Annotated in this window: 15 protein-coding genes; 8 read left to right on the top strand and 7 right to left on the bottom strand. The window is 72.8% G+C overall.

Going from position 1 to position 17,659, the window contains the following annotated elements; translation table 11 throughout:
• Positions 1–118: 118 nt before the first annotated feature.
• Both ACFZBX_RS20325 and ACFZBX_RS20320 read left to right on the top strand, forming a co-directional pair.
• On the top strand, positions 119–1,579 hold the full coding sequence (locus ACFZBX_RS20325) for a purine-cytosine permease family protein (protein WP_391535140.1): 1,461 nt from the start codon (positions 119–121) through the stop codon (positions 1,577–1,579).
• Positions 1,580–1,780: 201 nt separating this feature from the next.
• Complete coding sequence (locus tag ACFZBX_RS20320) at positions 1,781–4,522, top strand: SdrD B-like domain-containing protein (RefSeq protein WP_391535139.1); 2,742 nt, start codon at positions 1,781–1,783, stop codon at positions 4,520–4,522.
• Between the two features lie 80 nt (positions 4,523–4,602).
• On the opposite strand, the gene ACFZBX_RS20315 is transcribed toward ACFZBX_RS20320, so the two are convergent.
• The gene (locus tag ACFZBX_RS20315) at positions 4,603–5,169 is read right to left on the bottom strand and encodes a DinB family protein (protein WP_391535138.1); all 567 of its coding nucleotides are present in this window, start codon (positions 5,167–5,169) and stop codon (positions 4,603–4,605) included.
• Between the two features lie 28 nt (positions 5,170–5,197).
• Positions 5,198–5,914, bottom strand: a complete 717-nt coding sequence (locus ACFZBX_RS20310) for an acetate uptake transporter family protein (RefSeq protein WP_391535137.1) — start codon at positions 5,912–5,914, stop codon at positions 5,198–5,200.
• A 387-nt stretch (positions 5,915–6,301) separates the two neighbouring features.
• Between ACFZBX_RS20310 and ACFZBX_RS20305 the strand changes: the two genes are divergently transcribed.
• The gene (locus ACFZBX_RS20305; RefSeq protein ID WP_391535136.1) at positions 6,302–7,672 is read left to right on the top strand and encodes a cytochrome P450; all 1,371 of its coding nucleotides are present in this window, start codon (positions 6,302–6,304) and stop codon (positions 7,670–7,672) included.
• Positions 7,673–7,738: 66 nt separating this feature from the next.
• On the opposite strand, the gene ACFZBX_RS20300 is transcribed toward ACFZBX_RS20305, so the two are convergent.
• Positions 7,739–7,996 carry a hypothetical protein gene (locus ACFZBX_RS20300; RefSeq protein WP_391535135.1) on the bottom strand — a complete coding sequence of 86 codons (258 nt, stop codon included), beginning with the start codon at positions 7,994–7,996 and terminating at the stop codon, positions 7,739–7,741.
• Positions 7,997–8,157: 161 nt separating this feature from the next.
• On the opposite strand from ACFZBX_RS20300, the gene ACFZBX_RS20295 reads away from it, so the two are divergent.
• The 3 genes from ACFZBX_RS20295 (at position 8,158) to ACFZBX_RS20285 (ending at position 11,195) form a co-directional block, all read left to right on the top strand.
• The gene (locus ACFZBX_RS20295; RefSeq protein WP_391535134.1) at positions 8,158–8,451 is read left to right on the top strand and encodes a helix-turn-helix transcriptional regulator; all 294 of its coding nucleotides are present in this window, start codon (positions 8,158–8,160) and stop codon (positions 8,449–8,451) included.
• A 174-nt stretch (positions 8,452–8,625) separates the two neighbouring features.
• Complete coding sequence (locus ACFZBX_RS20290) at positions 8,626–9,915, top strand: M23 family metallopeptidase (protein WP_391535133.1); 1,290 nt, start codon at positions 8,626–8,628, stop codon at positions 9,913–9,915.
• A gap of 269 nt (positions 9,916–10,184) precedes the next feature.
• Complete coding sequence (locus ACFZBX_RS20285; RefSeq protein ID WP_391535132.1) at positions 10,185–11,195, top strand: hypothetical protein; 1,011 nt, start codon at positions 10,185–10,187, stop codon at positions 11,193–11,195.
• A 62-nt stretch (positions 11,196–11,257) separates the two neighbouring features.
• Here the strand turns inward: ACFZBX_RS20285 and ACFZBX_RS20280 are convergent, their stop codons facing one another.
• From ACFZBX_RS20280 to ACFZBX_RS20270, 3 genes are all read right to left on the bottom strand, one after another.
• Positions 11,258–12,289, bottom strand: a complete 1,032-nt coding sequence (locus ACFZBX_RS20280; RefSeq protein ID WP_391535131.1) for an alpha/beta fold hydrolase — start codon at positions 12,287–12,289, stop codon at positions 11,258–11,260.
• Positions 12,290–12,301: 12 nt separating this feature from the next.
• Complete coding sequence (locus ACFZBX_RS20275) at positions 12,302–13,582, bottom strand: esterase/lipase family protein (protein ID WP_391535130.1); 1,281 nt, start codon at positions 13,580–13,582, stop codon at positions 12,302–12,304.
• 122 nt (positions 13,583–13,704) lie between these two features.
• Positions 13,705–14,640: an LLM class flavin-dependent oxidoreductase gene (locus tag ACFZBX_RS20270; protein WP_391535129.1), complete on the bottom strand. Its 936-nt coding sequence runs from the start codon at positions 14,638–14,640 to the stop codon at positions 13,705–13,707.
• Between the two features lie 178 nt (positions 14,641–14,818).
• Between ACFZBX_RS20270 and ACFZBX_RS20265 the strand changes: the two genes are divergently transcribed.
• Entirely contained in the window at positions 14,819–16,003 is a 1,185-nt protein-coding gene (locus tag ACFZBX_RS20265; RefSeq protein ID WP_391535128.1) for a cytochrome P450, read from the top strand.
• Positions 16,004–16,048: 45 nt separating this feature from the next.
• Here the strand turns inward: ACFZBX_RS20265 and ACFZBX_RS20260 are convergent, their stop codons facing one another.
• On the bottom strand, positions 16,049–16,612 hold the full coding sequence (locus tag ACFZBX_RS20260; protein WP_391535127.1) for a CGNR zinc finger domain-containing protein: 564 nt from the start codon (positions 16,610–16,612) through the stop codon (positions 16,049–16,051).
• Positions 16,613–16,782: 170 nt separating this feature from the next.
• Here ACFZBX_RS20260 and ACFZBX_RS20255 point away from each other — a divergent pair, with 170 nt between their 5' ends.
• The gene (locus ACFZBX_RS20255) at positions 16,783–17,616 is read left to right on the top strand and encodes an SDR family NAD(P)-dependent oxidoreductase (protein ID WP_391535126.1); all 834 of its coding nucleotides are present in this window, start codon (positions 16,783–16,785) and stop codon (positions 17,614–17,616) included.
• The last annotated feature ends 43 nt before the right edge of the window (positions 17,617–17,659 follow it).

The raw sequence follows: 17,659 nt of genomic DNA, 5'->3' as shown, positions 1-17,659 counted from the left end.
GCCCCGGTCGTGCGCCCCGGACCCGGTCCGGGGCGCCGAGGTGAACCCCCACAAGGCGAAGTGCCGTCCCCCGGGCGCTTCGCCGTCCCCTCCCCACGCCCAGACCAGAGGCCCGCTCATGCGCACTGACGTTCCCGGTACACAAAGCCCCGAAGACGGCTCACCCGAGGCCTACCGCCAGCCGAAGGGGGTGGAGCGGCACGGCATCGAACCCGTACCGGACGAACAGCGGACCGTGCGCTGGTTCGACCTGTTCCAGATCATCATCAACGTGATGCTCAACCCCGGCCTGATCCTCATCGGCGGACTCGCGGTGGTCTCGGGGCTCTCCTTCTGGGCCGCCGTCACCGCCCAGGTGCTGGGCATCTTCATCGCCTTCTGCGCCTACACCGTCATGGCCACCGTCGGCGTCGACTACGGCCTGCCCGGGATCGTCTCGACGCGGGCGTTCCTCGGGATCGCGGCCTCCCGCTGGCTGGTCTCCGTGCTGCGCGCCGTCAGCTCGGCCTTCTGGTTCGCCTTCCAGACCCTGGCCGGCGCCATGGGCATCCTGGCCGTACTCGACGCGTGGCTCGGGGTGAAGCCGCCGCTCATCGCCGTCAGCCTCGTCTTCGCGGTGCTCCAGGCATCCGTCGCCCTCTCCGGGTACGGATCCCTCAAGTGGCTGTCGAAGGTGGCCTTCCCGGTCAAGCTGGTGATCCTCGGGTACCTCTTCTGGCTGCTCGCCAACCACCAGGCGCCGGGCTTCGCGCCGAGCGAGGTGTTCGCCTACTCCGGCTCGGCCGGCTGGAAGTGGGCGGTGTTCGCGGTCTGGGTGAACGCCGTCGCGGCGGCGTGGTTCAGCCAGGTGACGGACGCGGCCGACTACTGCCGCTACTCCAGGTCCCGCAAGGACATGTGGGTCGGCACCATGGCCGCCGCGCTGATCGGAACGGCCGGATCCGCCTTCTTCGGCGCCTACGCCGCCGCCGCGACCCTCGGGGAGACGGCGAACGCCTTCGAGGTGATCCCCGGCCTCGGCGTCGGCTCGTTCACGCTGATACTCGTCCTGATCGTGCTGCTCCTGGACAACTGGACGGTCAACGTCCTGAACGTCTACACGGGCGGCCTGGCGCTGGCGAACCTGGCCACCCGGCTGGGGCGCTTCTGGTCGACCATGGTGGTCGCCGCGGCGGGCACGGCACTGGCCGCCTTCCCCGCGCTCATCGACGGGTTCAACGGCTCCATGTCGGCGATGGGCAACGTCTTCGCCCCCCTCGTCGGCGTGATCATGGCCGACTACCTCGTCATCAAGCGGGGCCGCATCGACGTACCGGCCCTCTTCGACCCCCACGGCCCCTACCGCTACACCGGCGGCGTGAACATCCTCGCCCTTGCCTGGACGGCGCTCGGCGCCCTCGCCTTCTTCGCCCTGCCCGACACCGTGCTGCCGACCCCCCTGGTGGCGGTCGCCTGCGGCGTCGGCTACGCCCTCACGGCCCGGATGCTCCCGGCCCGACAGGCCGCGACCGCGCCCCGCGTGGACACGCCCGGCGAGCTCAGGGTGCCGACCCCGGTGCCGGGTGGCGAAATGAGGTGATACGACGTCAATCAGGTCATGTGACAACGGTCTTGTTGAGTCTCCCTTAAGCTTCCGTTCACAGGGCGGATCACCGCCTGAACGATGAGAGCGGGAATGACACCTACAAGTGAAGAGATGACCGGCGCCGCACGTGGGCCGGGTCGGCGGCGGTCGGGCTTGCCCGGCCGCCGCTCCGTGGGCCGGGCCGTGGTGCTCGCCGTGGGGATCGGTGGTTGCTCGGCGCTGGCGGCTCCGGCGGCGTATCCGCAGGCGGAGGAGGGCTCGGTGACGGTCCGGGTGGTCCGGGCGGTCGGTGCCACCGGGGTGTGGAGTCCGGTCCTGGAGCCGGGCATCGGCGGGGTCACGGTGACGCTCACCAGTGACGAGGGCACCGGGACCACCGGGGTGACGGCCCTCGACGGTACGGTCACCCTGGCGCCGGGCAAGGCCCGCTCCGCGAGCGGCCGGTACCGGGTGCAGGTGGTGAACCCGAAGCCGGGTGTGCTGTTCCCGGCGATCGCGTCGCGGCAGGGCCTGGAGGGCGCACCGAACCGGCTGAGCAGCAACGAGGAGTTCGTCGACCTCGCCGGCGGAAAGAACGTGGCGTACACGACGGGCCTGTGGAATCCCGCCGACTACTGCCAGAAGAACGCTCCGCTGGTCACGGCCTGCGAGCCCGCGACGAACGAGCCGCGGAAACCGCGCACGCTGGTGACGTTCCCCTACAGCGCGCGCGGCACCGACACGGACACCACCGACCTGGCCACGAACGCCGAGACCGGCACCGTCTACGGCGTCGGCTGGAGCAAGCCGGGGAAGCGGCTGTTCAGTTCGGCGCTGGCCAAGCGGGACACGACGTACGGGCCCGGCGGCGCCGGCGCGGTCTACGTCACCGACGTGGCGGGGAAGTCGACCTCGCTGTTCACCACCGTCCCGGACGCCGGGGCGTCGGTGCACGGTGTCGGCGCCGCCGACGACGCCTTCCTCTTCGCGCCGGGCAAGGAGAGCCTGGGCGCCCTGAGGCTCTCCGAGGACGGCCGGGACCTGTTCGTCGTCAACCTCAACAACCGCAGGCTGTACCGCTACGACGCCACCGGGGCGACCGCGGCGGCGCCGGAGGCCTCCTACCCGATTCCGGACCCGGGCTGCCCCTCCCCGGCGGACTGGCGTCCGTTCGGGCTGGGCATGCAGGACGGGGTCGGCTACCTCGGCGGCGTCTGTTCCGGGGAGTCGACCGGGAAGGTCTCGGACCTGCGCGCGGTCGTCCTGCCCTTCGACCCGGCCACGGGCGCCTTCGGCAGGGCGGTGCTGGACCAGCCGCTGGACTACCCGCGCAGCAAGACGGCCAACGGCCTCTGCCCAGGGGCCGGCTGGTTCCCGTGGACGGACACCATCCCCGCCGAGCAGAACGGCAAGGCGTGCACCGGCACCGGGTTCTACGCCAACCCCGAGCCCGAGCTGGCCGAGGTCGCCTTCGAGACCGATGGGTCCATGCTGCTGGCGTTCCGCGACCGGCACACCGACAAGGCGACGGCGTTCCAGCGGACCGGGGACCCCACGACGTACCACAACTTCGCGTCCGGCGGCGACCTGAACAAGGCGTGCCTGTCCGGCGGCGTCTACGTGATGGACGTGAACACCGGCTGCGGGATGAAGCCGCGGGGGACCAGGTTCTTCAGCGTGGGCACCTTCCAGGGCAACCACCCGAACGCGGCCTACGCCGGGATGGCGCTGTCGAAGGCGGAGGACTCCATCGCGATCTCGGCCGTGGACCCCACCGACGTCTGGTGGACCGTCGGCACGATGTTCACCAACCGTGACGGTACCAGGGCGGTCGGGTCCGGCCTGGGCATGAACGACCCGAACGACCGGCCAGCCTTCGGCAAGGGTGCCGCGATGGGCGACCTGGAGGTGCTCTGCGACCAGGCGCCGCTGCAGATCGGCAACCGGGTCTGGTACGACGCCGAACGCAAGGGCGTCCAGAGCCCGGGTCAGAATCCGGTACCCGGCGCCACCGTCAACCTCTACGACGAGTCCGGCAGGCTGGTCGCGTCGACGAGGACGACACCGCGCGGCGAGTACTACTTCGACGACTCGAACGTGCCCGGTGGTCTGAAGCCGAGGACCACGTACACGATCAGGATGGACAACCCGGCGGACTACGCGCCGGGCGGGCCGCTGTACCGGTGGGTGCCGACCGAGGCGGGCGTCGGTGACAACCGCTTCGTGGACTCCAAGGGCGTCGTCCCGGCGGGCGCCCGCTACCCGGAACGGACGCTGACCACCGGCGGACCGGGGCAGAACGACCACACCGTCGACCTCGGCTTCCGGCGGCAGGAGGGCGCGGTACGCCTGGTCAAGCACGACCAGGACGGAAAGCCGCTGGCGGGGGCGGAGTTCGCGCTGTGGAGGGAGACCAACGGCACCGCCGGGCTGCAGGTGTCCGGGACGAAGCCCGACACCCGGGTCGGCGAGCCCTGTACGACCGGGGTCGACGGGGCCTGCGCGGCGACGACCGAACCGGGAGCGTACTACTGGCAGGAGGTCAGCCCGCCCAAGGGATACGCGGCTCCGGACAACCCGGTGTCCGGCCCGCTGGTGCTGGACGACGAGAACCTCGACGCCGGAGTCTCCACCACCGCGGTCAACCGGCTACTGCCCGCCCCCACGCCCACCCCCACATCGACCCCCACGCCGACACCTTCGGTGACGCCGACCCCGACCCCGACCCCGACCCCGGCCCCGCCGGCGTCGGCGGTACCGGTGGCGGTGACGACGCCGGATCCGCCCAGGCCGTCCGGCACCCCGCCCACCCCGACGTCGTCGCCCGCCGCGCCCGGCTCACACCTCGCCGACACCGGCCAGGGCCAGGCCGTACCGCTGGCCGTCGCCGCCGCCGCGTGCACCGCCCTCGGCCTGGCACTCGTGGAGTTCCGCAGGCGCCGGACCCGGCGTCACTGACCCGTCGAGGCGCCGACGTTCAGGGCCGGAGCCTCCGCGCACCCTGGGAGCCTCAGGCACCCGGGGTGCGCGGGGGAGGGTCACACGCGGCCCGGCACGGCTCCTCCGTCCTGCCACCGGTAGAGGTCGCGCAGCAGGGAGATCTCGGCGCCGTGATGGATCAGCTCCCGGTTGACGTGCAGGACGATGCCCTCCATGGGGAACCGCTCGGGACCCGCCGCGGGCGGATTCTCCAGGTCGGCGTCCGAGAGCCCGCGGACCCCCTCGTTCCACCTCCCGTACATCTCGTCCAGCTGCCTCAGCGCCTCGTCGGCGGTCCCCGCGTAGGCGAACGCCTGGAAGTCGACCTCCTGGCCGCCGAAGTGCCATCCGACCCGGTAGCCCAGACAGGAGACGACGACGTGCGCGAGCCGCCAGGCGATCGTGGTCACCGGCGCCGGCACCGGGTCGGCGGACGCGTGGTCCATCGTCCATGCCCCCGAGCCCGCCGACAGCGGAGCGGGCGACGTGCCACGCGGGCGGATGCTCCAGCAGCCGCGCACCGGCTCCCAGAAGTACTCCTCATCGGCGAGGCCCTCCAGCCGCGGCCGCAGGTTCTTCTGCCAGTGCCGGTCCAGTTGGTCCGCGATGCGCGCGCTTCTCGTCATTTCGGCACACTACTCGACAACGGTGGGCTCACAGCGTCCGGCGTACGCCCGCCTGACGCTCCAGGTCGCGCAACTGCACGGCCAGGTTCCCCTCGACGGCTTCATGGGCGGGGCCACGGCGTCCCACGGGCAGGACCTCCTCGCCCCTCATGTCCTCCAGCATGAGGGCGAACGCCGCGTAGAGCGCGACAACGGCCAGGAGCATGCCGAGCGCTCCGGACAGGTGGCCGAGCCAGGTGACGCCGGTGAGGTTGGCGAGGGCGGCCACGGTGAACCGCGGGACGGCGACGCAGAGCACCAGCCACATCGACCGCTTGCGATGGGCGACGGACGCCATCATGAGGGCGAAGACGGCGAACACGAGGTTGAGGACACCGAGGACGCGCGTCCCGGAGGGCGGGTCGAGGGCGAGGACCAGGGAGCTCGCCAGCCACGTTCCGGAGAAGCAGGCCATCAGCGTCGCGGCGAGCACGTCCCTTGCGCCGAAGGCGAAGATGCTGACGATCAACTGCAGAACGAACGCCGGGAGGATGGTCAGAGCCACCGCGAGATGAGCGTTGTCGCCCAGGAGTTCCAGCTGGAGGCTTCCGACGACGAACGAGGCGATCGCCACCGCGAAGAACCCGACCGGCATGGGGGACGCGATCGGACGGAGGTTGATGCGGGTCATCGGACGCAGGTCCCGCTCGAAATACCTCCTGGCCTCGCGGGCCGGCTCTCCGGACGGATCGGAATCGTGGTTCACGGGTTCTCCTGTGGGTCGCTCTGGTGGGGAAGCCGAAACGGCGGAACGCGGCCGCCCGGCGTCGGCGATGACGCTATGTTCCGGTCAAGGCGCTCGTTGTCCCCCCAGCGCATGCGGAAGTGCTCCGCAGCGCATGACGACCGCGGTCCGAAGCCGTCGCCGGGGCAGGTGGTCCGCGCCCCGGGCGGCTGGGACGCGGGGTGACCGCGCGGTGTCGTCGCCGTTGTTGCCGTCGTTGCCACCCGTCCCGGAAACCGCCCTTCCGCAGGTCGGGTGAAATGTTTCACCCAAAGAGTGGTTTGTGCGCGAATTCCATTGGTAGTAGCGGTGCGTAGCGTTGGGGCGCCGCCGTATCGTTGTCCGCCGCCGTCCGGTACCCGCAGGAGGATGCCCGTCATGGTCTCTGCCGAAGTCGCGCCGGTGCTCCGTGCGTCCGGGCCGCCGGGGCTTCCCCTGCTCGGTCACCTGGTTCCGTTCGGCCGGGACCCGCTGGCCTTCTTCGCCCGGTTGCGGGACGAGCACGGCGACATCGCCGCCTGGTCGCTCGGGCGGCGGCGCAGCCTGCTGCTCTCCCGGCCCGAGCACATCGCGGAGTTCCTGGGCGCGGTCGAGCGGACCTTCGAGGTGATCGACATCAGCTGGATGTTCCGCCGGTTGATCGGAGCGAGCGTGCTGCTCAGCCGGGGCGAGGACTGGCGCCGCAAGCGCGCGCTCGTCCAGCCGGCGGTCCGCCCGCGCCAGGTGCGGGGGTACGCGGCGACGATGGTCGAGTGCGGCGCCGCGCACGCCGACGGCTGGCACGACGGGCGGCGCGTCGACGTCATGGGCGAGATGAACGCGCTGACCCAGCGGATCATCGTCCGCACCCTCTTCGGCGGCGATGTCGGCGACCGGCACCGGGCGCTCGCGGACGCCGTGGCGGTGGCCCAGCGGGAGATCGGTGCCGAGTTGGGCAGCGTCTCCCTCTTCCTGCCCGGCTGGGTCCGCACACCCGCGCGGCGCCGGCTCCTCGCGGCGGTCGCGACGATCGACGCGGAGGTCAACCGGCTGATCGGCGACAGGATGGCCGCCGGCAGCGGTCCCGGGCAGGGCGACGACCTGCTCGCCCGGCTCCTCGCGGCCCGCGACGAGAAGGGGCGGCCGCTGACACCCCGCGAGGTCCGCGACGAGGCCGTGACGCTCTGGGCCGCCGGCCACGAGACCACGGCCACCACGCTCACCTGGACCTGGTACCTGCTCTCCCGCTCCCCGCGGGCCCGCGAGCGGCTGCACGGGGAGCTCGCCCGCGTCCTCGGCGGCCGTCCGCCCGGCTACGACGACTACGAGCGGCTCGACTGGACCCGCCAGGTCGTCAAGGAGGCCCTGCGCCTCTACCCGCCCGCCTGGACCGTCTCACCCGCCGTCGCCCACGAGGGCGCGACGCTCGGCGGCGCGCCCGTCCCCGTCGGGACGACCGTGTGGTGCAGTCCGTGGATCACCCACCGTGACCCGCGCTGGTTCCCCGACCCGGAGGCCTTCCGACCCGAGCGGTGGGATCCCGACGCGCCGACGGCGGTCCCCGACCACGCCTGGTTCCCCTTCGGCGGCGGCCAGCGCGCCTGCCTCGGCGCCCGCTTCGCCCTCGTCGAGGCCACGCTGCTCATCGCCACCCTCGCCCAGCGCTTCCACCTCGACGTCGACGCCGGCGAGCCCACCCCGCATCCCGGCATCCTCCTCCAGCCGGCCGAGCCGTTGCGGGCCACGCTGCGCGCGCTGTGACGAGCGCTGTGACGAGCGCTGTGACGAGTGCTGTGACGAAGGCGCCGTGACGAACAGGGCCCGCGATCAGGCGTCGGACCAGGCCTCGGCGAGGCGCTCCAGGCCCCGCCACAGGTCGAGCGCCGCCGGGAGCAGGTGGACGGCGGCGGGGCTGTCCTCCTCGACGGCCGCGAGGTAGGCGTCGATGCCGGTGACGGAGTGCCGCAGCCGGCGGCGCAGCGGCTCCACCTGGCCGGCGTGGTCGCCGCTCTCGCAGGGCGCGCCGATGCGCTCGGTGAGGTACGCGGTGAGCCGTTCCAGTTCGGGCCGGGTCATCTGGGTCACGGGACCATCTCCCGGAGTGCACTCCGCGCGACGGACGCTGCGCGGGCGGTGCGGGGTCGAGGTGTCTCCACTGTTCGCCCCGGCGGCATCACCTGTCAACCATTGCACGAAAATATTGTCGTGCTTTGGTCTTCGTGAATCATCGGTCGTATCCTTGCGCCATGGACGACGGCAGCCCGCCCGCGCGGCAGTGGACCTTTCTGACCAACCACGCCCGCGTTCTCGTCCAGATCGCCCGTGACCCCGGCATCCGCGTGCGCGACCTCGCCGCCCGTTGCCTGCTCACCGAGCGTGCCGTCCAGCGGATCATCGTCGACCTCGAAGAGGCCGGCTACCTCAGCCACGAGCGCAACGGCCGCACCAACCACTACACCGTGATCGACGGCAAGCAGCTGCGCCACCCCGCGGACTCCGGGCCCACCCTCGCCGAACTCCTCGCCGTCCTGCTGCGCTGACGCCCGCCGGGGCGTGCCGGGTGCCGGCGATGCGGCTGGACGAGTGCAGTTCGGAAGCCGGGTCCGGCGGCCTGCGGCCGAAGCGGCGCGCCGCCGGGTTACATGGGCCTGCGCCTCGGCGCGGGGCGTGCCGGCGTCCTTCGGGGCCCCGGACCCGACGGATGAAAGAGCACCATGGCTGAGCGCGACCCTCGCAACCGCACCGGCCGCAGCCCGCTTCGCCGCAGTCCGCTTCGCCGCGGGCTCGCCGCCGCCGTGCTCGCGGCCGGCCTGCTGGTGGCCTCGGCGGGCCCCGGATCCGGGACCGGCGCGGCCGCCCTGGCGCCGGGCACCCGGTTCACGCCGCTGACGGCGGCGGTGATGACCGAGCCGACGCCGTTCGAGGCCACGGACGGCAGGACGCACCTCTCGTACGAACTGCTCACCACGAGCGCACTGTCCAGCGGCACCCAGGTGCGGCTCGACCGGGTCGACGTCCTGGACGCCCGCACCGGGCAGGTCATCGGCACGCTGAGCGGCCAGGCGCTGGCCGACGCCGCCAATCCGGTGGGCGACCCCCTGCCCGGTGCGGACGGGTACACCCCGGCGCCCCCGGGGCCGGTGCCGACCGTCATCCAGGGCTCCCAGCAGTGGGTCGTCTGGCTCGACCTGACCCTCGACGGCGCCCGGCCCGCGCCCGAGGCCGTCGAGCACCACCTCTCGGGTGCCGTCCTGACCCCGTCCGGCACCTCCGCGTTCGAGGAGACGGTGCAGACCACCCCGGTCGGCCGCGTCGTGCCGCCGAACCTCGCCCCGCCGGTCGCCCCGGGCACCTGGTACGCCAGCGAGTCGTGCTGCGGCAACACCCACCACCGGCGCGGCCTCGCCCCGGTCAACGGCCGCTTCGGCGTGCCGCAGCGCTTCGCGATCGACTGGTACAGGGTCGGCGGGCAGGGGCAGACCTGGGAGGGCGACCCGGCGCGGCTCGACAGCTACCTGAGCTTCCGTCAGCCGGTCGTCGCCGCGGCCGGGGGCAGGGTGGTGGAGGTCCAGGACGGGGTCCCGGACAACCCGCCGCCCCTCACGCCGCCCGTCCCGCCGATCGAGGACACCGTCGGCAACCACGTCACCCTGGAGGTGGCGCCGGGCCGCTACCTGCTCTACGGCCACCTGCAACCCGGCTCGCTCAGCGTCCGGGAGGGCGACTGCGTCGAGCCCGGGCAGGTCCTCGGGCTGATCGGCAACAGCGGCAACTCCACCACGCCGCACCTGCACTTCCAGGTGATGACCACGCCCGAGTTCTTCCCGACCGACAGCCAGCCGTTCACCTTCCGCGAGTTCCGCGTCCTCGGCCAGGTCGAACCCCGGATCTGGGACGACAACCTGGGCCTCCAGCCGACCGGCGTCCTGCCGATCACGCCCTCGCCCTACGCGGGCCCGCACCACGCCCGGTATCCGCTCGACCGTGAGGTACTGGAGTTCTGACGGCACGCCGGCCGCCGACGGGCCCCTTCGCGGAGGCCCGTCGGCGGCGGTTCGCCGACTCCACGGGCCCGGCATTCACTCTTCCGGCCTATTGGGCACGGTGGTTCGGGGTCGATATATTTTTCTGCATCGGGACGCTTCCCGCAAACCCACAGCCTGCGGGCCCCCGAACGACCACGGGACCGACCGCCCGTCGGTGCTGACGCCGACGCGCGCACCCCTTGGCCCCGAGTTCCGCGACCGACGACGGATCACCGCCGGGAGGAACCATGAACGCCGCCGCCGACTGGAACGACATCCTGGTCCGTGACAACTTCCCGGACGTGGGGCGGACCCCCACGGCCGACCCCGTCTGGGAGTCCCCGGACATCATCCCCTTCGGCAGCGACATCCTGGACTTCGCGCTGCTGGAGTCCAGCTACGGCGGACCCGACCTCGGGCTGAGCCACCCCATCGTGTACGGGCGGCTCAACCGGATCTACGTCCGGGGAAGGAACCTCAGGACCGGCTGTCCCGCCTCCGGTGACGTCAGGCTCTACTACGCCCCCGGAGGGCTGCTGCTGGACCCGCGGGCGTGGACCCCGCTCACCGCCGAAGGCGGGGGCACCAGCGTGCCGTTCACCGTTCGCGGCGGCGGCAGGGAGGTCCCTCCCGGGCAGATCTGTGTCAGCAGGTCCGCCTTCGTGTGGCCGAGCAGCAACCCGCCGGGCCACTACTGCACGATAGCCACCGTCGACACGCCCGCCCACCCCATGCCCGCCACGCTGCCGACGTTCGGCTCGCTCGTCGACTACCTGAACTGGGTGAGGTACAGCCCCAACGTCGGCTGGCGCAACATCGACGTCATCCCGTGCCGGCAGACCAGGTACGTCCTCTCCGACCTGGCCATCTGCAACCTGAACAACACCCCGACGCGGTTCGTCTTCGGGATCTCCGGCACCGACCTGCCCGGCGGCACCGCGACCTTCTCCAACACCGACCAGCAGGCGCCGTTCAGCCTGACGGCGCAGATCTACGCGCCCGGCACCGACGAGGGGTACACCCGCTCGGTGCTCCTGCCGGCCAACTACTCCGGTACGGTCACGGTCGTGGTCCAGTTCGACCAGCCCCTCCCGTGCGACGCCCGGATCGTGCTGCGGGCCTACAACCCGGTGACCGCCCGCGCCGGGGAGCGCGAACGGCGGCTCGCCGTCCCGCTCACCGGCGTTCCCGGGCTCGCGGACGCCCTGTTCCTCGAACTCGGCGCGTACACCTTCGTCGCGGCACCGGCCAGCCCGTGACAGCGCCGGGCGCCTGACGGCCACCGGTGGCCGTCAGGCGCCCAGCACAGGCCGTCCCGCCGTCAGGCCCCGTCCAGGGTCTCCAGCAGGGCCGCCAGGAACTCCTTCGGCCGCTCCAGGTGCACGGTGTGGCCGGCGCCCTCGACGACCACCTCGCGCACCCGCCCGCCGGCGGCGGCGTAGCGGTCGAGGACGGCGCGGGTCTGCGCGACCATCGGCTGCGCCGGGCAGGTCCCGGCGCCGGGCCAGCCCGGGACGGCGCCGAGCGACCCCAGGTGGGCGAGGTCGAAGAGCGAGGTGTCGGAGACGATGACGTCGGCCGCGCCGCGGATCCACAGGATCGGCGGCTTCGGTTCGACCAGCTCCAGGTCGTCGATCCGGAAGTGGGTCGGCGCCATGGAGTTCAGCACTCCTCGCCCGCCGGGCGCGGAACCCGGCCAGGTGTCGCTCGGCCGGACGTCGCCGGGGTAGTGGTCCTCCCCGGTCCGGGTGGTCAGCATGGCGGCCACGTAGCGGTCCGGATCGGCCAGCGGCTCGCTGACGTAGGCGGTGTCCAGCACCGAGCGCGGCGCGAACGGTGACCCGGCGCCCGGTTCGCCCTCGCCCAGCAGCCGGACGAACTCGGGGGCCGCGCCGCCGGCGCCGGAGCCCGCGCCGTCGGGCGAGTTGAGCCTGCCGTCCACCCCGTGGGTGCCGCCGAAGCCGTACGGGGAGACCGGGTTGACCAGGGTGAGCGAGCGGACCAGTTCCGGGTGGTCGCGCAGCAGTTGCAGCGCCACCCCGCCGCCCATGCTCCAGCCGACCAGGTGGACCGGGCCGAGGTCCAGCGTCCGGAGGTAGCAGAGCAGGTCCTCGCTGTGGTCGCGCAGGCCGCGGGTGGCGTCCACCGGCAGCGGCTCGGTGCCGCCGAAGCCGCGCAGGTCGGGGGCCAGCGGGCGGAAGCGGTCGGGCAGGGCGGCCATGGTCGGGTGCCAGAAGACGCCGGAGGAGACGTTGCCGTGGACGAGGACCACGGGCTCGCCCGTCGTGCGGCCCTCGATCTCGGCGTGGTTCACGGTCAGCCGGTCGGTGGCTATCGGTCGATCGGTGATCATCGGGCGTGTTCCTCAGTTCAGCCAGCCGGCGACCTGCGCGTTCGCCGCGCCGTCCCAGCCGAGTTGCAGGTGGTTGGCGAGGGTGATCAGCGCGGTGCCGCCGACGGTGGCGATGCCGGTGGTGTCCAGCGCGCTGGCCACGAAGACCACGCCGTCGCTGGGGCCGCGGTTCTCGTTGAAGATGCCGACGACGCTGGGCGCGCCGCCCGCCATCAGGTAGGTCGTCACCGAGGCGGGCACCCCGGCCTGGTGCAGCGGGGCGATCAGCGAGCCGGCGTTGATCGCGGCCTGGATGCCGCCGCCCTCGGTGTAGAAGCCCTGGCCGCCGTGGTAGGTGGTGTACCAGTCCTGCTGGGTCTGGTCGATGCCGAACACCGAGTCCCAGCGGGCCAGCATCTGCCGCTGCCCCGGGTAGACGTCGTAGCCGCCCGAGGGGGCGAAGGAGAACTCAGGGTGCGCGGTGTAGGTGCCGTAGCAGGTCATCCGCAGGTGCGGCGCGGGGGCGTTGACCTGGCCGCCGCACTGCGGCCAGATGGAGAAGTCGTGGGCCCAGCCGTGGGCGAAGGGGTAGTCGTAGCCGCCGTTCGGGCCGCCGACGGTGATCAGCTTGCGGACGTCGCCCGCGAAGGACCGGCCCCAGGAGGGCTTGACCGAGGAGACGTAGGCGCGGGCGGACATCTCGCCCTTGCTCCAGCCCACCACGTCCACCTGGGGGACGCCGAGCCTGGCGCGGATCAGCGCGACGGCGTCGCCGACCGCCTGGGCCTGCATCAGGTTGTCGCCCTGCTTGTGCGCGAAGCCGACCGCGAAGACCCGGTAGCCGCGCCCGGACAGGTACTGCATCAGACCGGTGTTCGGACAGGAGAGGGAGCCGCAGCCGTAGCCGCCGCTCTCACCGGGGTTGGCCCAGGCCCGGTCGGGGTTGTCGTTGGCGCCGTGCACCAGCAGCACCGGGACCTGGTGCGCGCCGGTGTTCCAGCCCGGGGCGGAGTAGAGCAGGAAGCGGCCGGAGTAGGGCTGCTTGACGCCGCCGAAGAAGGTGAGCCGCTGGCCGTCCTGGTTGCCGCGGCCGTCCGGCGGGTACTGCTCCTGCTTGAAGCCGGTCGTGGTGTCGAGGTAGCGCTCGACGCGGTCCCAGCCGTTGGCGACGCTTCCGTAGGTCGCCTCCAGCGTCAGGTAGGACGGCACCGCCGCCGAGGCGGACCCCGACGGGACGACCGCGCCGATCAGCGCGAGCACGCTCGCGAGCAGCCAGCCGAAGCCCCTGCGCCTACCACGTCCGCTTCCCCACATGCCGCGTTCACTCCTCCACGCCGAGGTCCAGTGCGTGCGTGACACCCTAGGAACGGAGGGGCCGTCTCCCTATGGCGGCGGCACCTATCTCGGGCGTCACGGTGTGGGCGTCGGCCACATGGTCAGGAGCGGCCGGCCGGGGCGGTGGCCCGTCCGGCGGAGCTCTGCGGGACGAGCGGCGCGGTCGCGTCGCTCCCGAGTGCCGTCATCACGTCGCGCAGCTGCGTGAGGGGTTCCGGGCCGCAGATCCGCAGCACCACCGTGTGCGCGCCCGCGTCCCCGAGCGCGTGCAGCGCCGCCGCCGCCTCGGCCGCCGTACCACCGGCGGCGAACGTCGCGGCCTCGTCGCGCCCCAGCCACTGCGCGTGTCCGGCGACGGCCTCCCGCAGCGCGGGGGCCGCCGCGGCGCCCACGCCGAGGAAGGTGAAGACGGTGACCGTGTGGTCCGCGCCGGCGCCGCCGCGCTCCGCGGCCGCGCGGACCGCGAGCAGGTCCCGCGGACCGTGGCCTTCGGCCACCAGCGTGCCCTGCGCGGCGCGGCCGGCCAGCTCCAGGGACTTGGGCGAGACGACGCCCGCGATCACCGGGGGAACCGCGTCCTTCGCCGGCGGGTGGACCAACCGGACGCCGTCGAGCCGAAGTTCGCGCCCGTCCACGGTGACGCGCTCGCCGCGCAGCAGACCGCGCACCGCGGTGAGGGCCTCCTCCAGCAACGCCAGCGGCGACCGCGGGGCCACGCCGGCCTGACGCATCCACTCCCGCACACCGTGGCCGATCCCGGCCACCAGCCGGCCGGGGAAGACCCGGGCCAGGGTGGCCACCTCCATCGCCAGCAGCGCCGGACTGCGCAGCGGCGCGGGCGCGATTCCGATGCCGACCCGCAGGCGTTCGGTCGCCCCGAGCGCGACCGCCGCCGCCGAGACCCCGCCGTTCCACCCCAGGTCCTCGACGACCCACAGGTCGTCCGCCCCCAGCGCCTCGGCCTCCCGCGCGAAGGCGGGCAGCCCGGCGGGGTCCCAGGAACGGTCGAACATCACACCGATACGAAAGGCCGTCATGACCGGTCAACCTATCTCCCGGCGCAGCCGGGGCGCAGGGGGCGGCTCCGGCTCGGGGGAGGGCGCGCGCCCGGGGGCTCCGCGCCCCTGCGCGCTGCACCGGGTTGCGGGTGAGGTGCGCAGCGGAGCGAGCGCCTGGGTATCGGGAGGTGGGTATCGGATGGTCTCGGGAGGTTCTGTGAGCGAGCAGGAAGCGTCACCGGTCTCGATCTTCTACCGCCGTGACGGCCTCGGGCCGGGCGCGGCGCTGGGAGAGGCCCAGCGGGGGGAGCCGGTGCGGCGGGTCCGGGACTTCTGGCTGCACCGGGTCGGCGAGTTCTGGCTGGTCACCCGGCACGCGGACGTCCGGCGGGTGCTGGCCGACCAGGAGACCTTCGCGATGTACGACCCGGACCGCGCCCCGGTGCTGCCGAACGAGCTCCTCAACATGGACCCGCCGGAGCACACGCGGCTGCGCCACGTCCTGACGCCCGAGTTCACCGGAAGGCGGATCCGCGCACTGGAGCCGATGATCCGCGCACTGGCCGGCGAGCTGGTCGACGCCATGGAGGCGCGGGGCCGTGAGGCGGACCTGATGGCCGACTTCGCGCTGCCGCTGCCGCTCGGGGTGATCTGCGCGATGCTCGGCGTGCCCGACCTCGACCAGGGGGAGTTCCACCGCTGGTCGCGGGTCACGCTGGACCTCGGACTCCCGATGGAGGAACGGCTCGCGGCCGGCCGGGAGTCGCACGCGTACATGGCCTCCCTGGTGGCGGAGAAGCGGCGCAGCCCGGACGAGGGGATGATCGGCATGCTCGTGCGGGAGCACGGCGGCGCGGTGTCGGACTCCGAACTGGTCGGCGTCTGCGAGCTGTTGCTGCTGGCCGGCCATGTCACGGTGTCCAACACGATCGGGCTGGGCGTGCTCGCCCTGCTGTCGCACCCCGAGCAGGCCGACCGGCTGCGCGGGGCCGGCGAGGGCGATCCCGTGATCGACACCGCCGTCGAGGAGTTGCTGCGGTACCTGTCCGTGTCCAGCACCGCGCTGGCCAGGACCGCCCGGTGCGACACCGAGATCGGCGGCGTGCCGGTCAAGGCCGGGGACCAGGTCGTCTGCCAGTTGCCGGTGGCCAACCGCGACCCGGCGCTCGGCACCGGGATGGACCGCCTCGACATCGAGCGCAAGCCCGTGTCGCACGTGACCTTCGGGCACGGTCCGCACCACTGCCTCGGCGCACCGCTGGCCCGCGCCGAACTGCGGATCGCGCTGCCCGCCCTGCTGCGGCGGCTGCCCGGCCTCGCGCTCGCGGGCCCGGCCGAGGAGGTGCCCTACCGCGTTAACAACGAGGTCTACGGCCTGCACGCGCTGCCCGTCACCTGGTGACCACCCGAGCTGCCGGGCGGTGCGGCCGCCGCCCGTGGAGGGGCCCTACGCCTCGGGGGGTGTCTCGGGCTCCTGGCGTTGGCGGCGGCGGTAGTTGCGCATGGAGACCTGGGAGCCGCACGTGGTGCTGCAGTACAGGCCTGCGCCGTTGCGGGTGCGGTCGAAGAAACCGAAGTGGCACGGGGGGTTGCGGCAGGCCTTGACGCGGCCCCAGTCGGCCGTCTGGGCGAAGGTCGTCACCGCGGCCAGGACGGTTCCGAACACGCGTGGTACGCCTGCCTGCGGTGAGGCCAGCCGGACGCCTTCGGCTGTGACCACCGTGGCCAGCGGGTAGAGCGTGCCCGCGCGTCGCAGGTGTCGCTCGGCGCGCCGGAGGGGCTCGCCGAGGCTCTCCTCGTCGCCCGAGTGGGCGAGCAGCAGGGTCACCAGGGCGTCGCGCAGTTCGCGTGCGGCGGCGGCGTCGGCATCGGTCGCCACGGTCTCGCCGCCGGGTCCGCCGGGCCCGCCGAACTCGTCGTGCTCGGCGAGCCAGGCCGCGAACGAGGCCCCGTCCTCGAACAGCTCCCGGCGGCCGGTTCCGTCGGCGCGGGTGTTCACGAACACGAGCACGGTCTCCACTGTCGGCAGGACGGTGCGAGGCCTGGGTTTCGCGGATCCGGTCGCGGCGCTGCTCATCACCCCACCCTACAGCAGCGGGAAGAGGCGCTAAGCCGCCTAACGGGCAACGCAGAAGACCAAGGATCTTGACTCGTTATGAGCTAACGCCATACGGTCGCAACATGAACGAGACATCGAGCCGTATCTGGCTCATCACCGGTGCGACCTCCGGCATCGGCCGCGAACTGACCCTCCAGGCACTGGAGAGCGGAGAGAGCGTCGCGGCGCTCGCCCGTGACACCGCCGCCCTGGACGAACTGACCGAGGCCCACGGCGGCCGCCTGCTCCTCGTGCCCACGGACGTTCGCGACGAGCAGGCCGTCCGGGAGGCGGTGGAGCGCGTGCTCGCGCGGTTCGGCCGCATCGACGTGGTCGCCAACAACGCCGGCTACGGACTCTTCGGAGCCGTCGAGGAGGCCTCCGACGCGCAGGCCCGCGCCGTGTTCGACACCAACGTCTTCGGAGTGCTCAACGTGCTCCGCGCGACGCTGCCGGTGCTCCGCGCCCAGCGCTCCGGACACGTCCTCCAGGGCTCCTCGGTCTACGGGCAGTCCGCCCACCCCGGCGTGGGACTGCTCGCCGCGACCAAGTACGCGGTCGAGGGGCTGTCGGACGCGCTGGCGGCCGAGGTCGCACCGCTCGGCATCAAGGTCACCCTCGTCCAGCCCGGAATGACCGCCACCCCCTTCCTGTCCAACCTCGACGTCGCGGCCGGCCTCGACGACTACGACCAGACTGTCCGCGCCGTCCACAAGGCCATCGGCGAACTGCCCGCCTCCGCGTTCTCCGCCGCCGCCCGGATCGCCGAAGGAATCCGAACCGCGGTCGACAGCCCCAACCCGCCGCTGCGCCTGGCCCTCGGCGCTGACGGTGCCACCGGCATTCGCACCGCCCTGGAGGCCCGCACCGCGGACCTGGACGACTGGATCCGGGTGACCGACGCCGTCAACAGGTGATCGCACGCCCGGCAGGGGACCTCGGCCGCCGGCGGCCGAGGTC

This window comes from Kitasatospora sp. NPDC008115, assembly GCF_042957205.1.
Classification (GTDB): domain Bacteria; phylum Actinomycetota; class Actinomycetes; order Streptomycetales; family Streptomycetaceae; genus Kitasatospora.
This window is presented reverse-complemented; position numbering and strand designations above follow the sequence as displayed.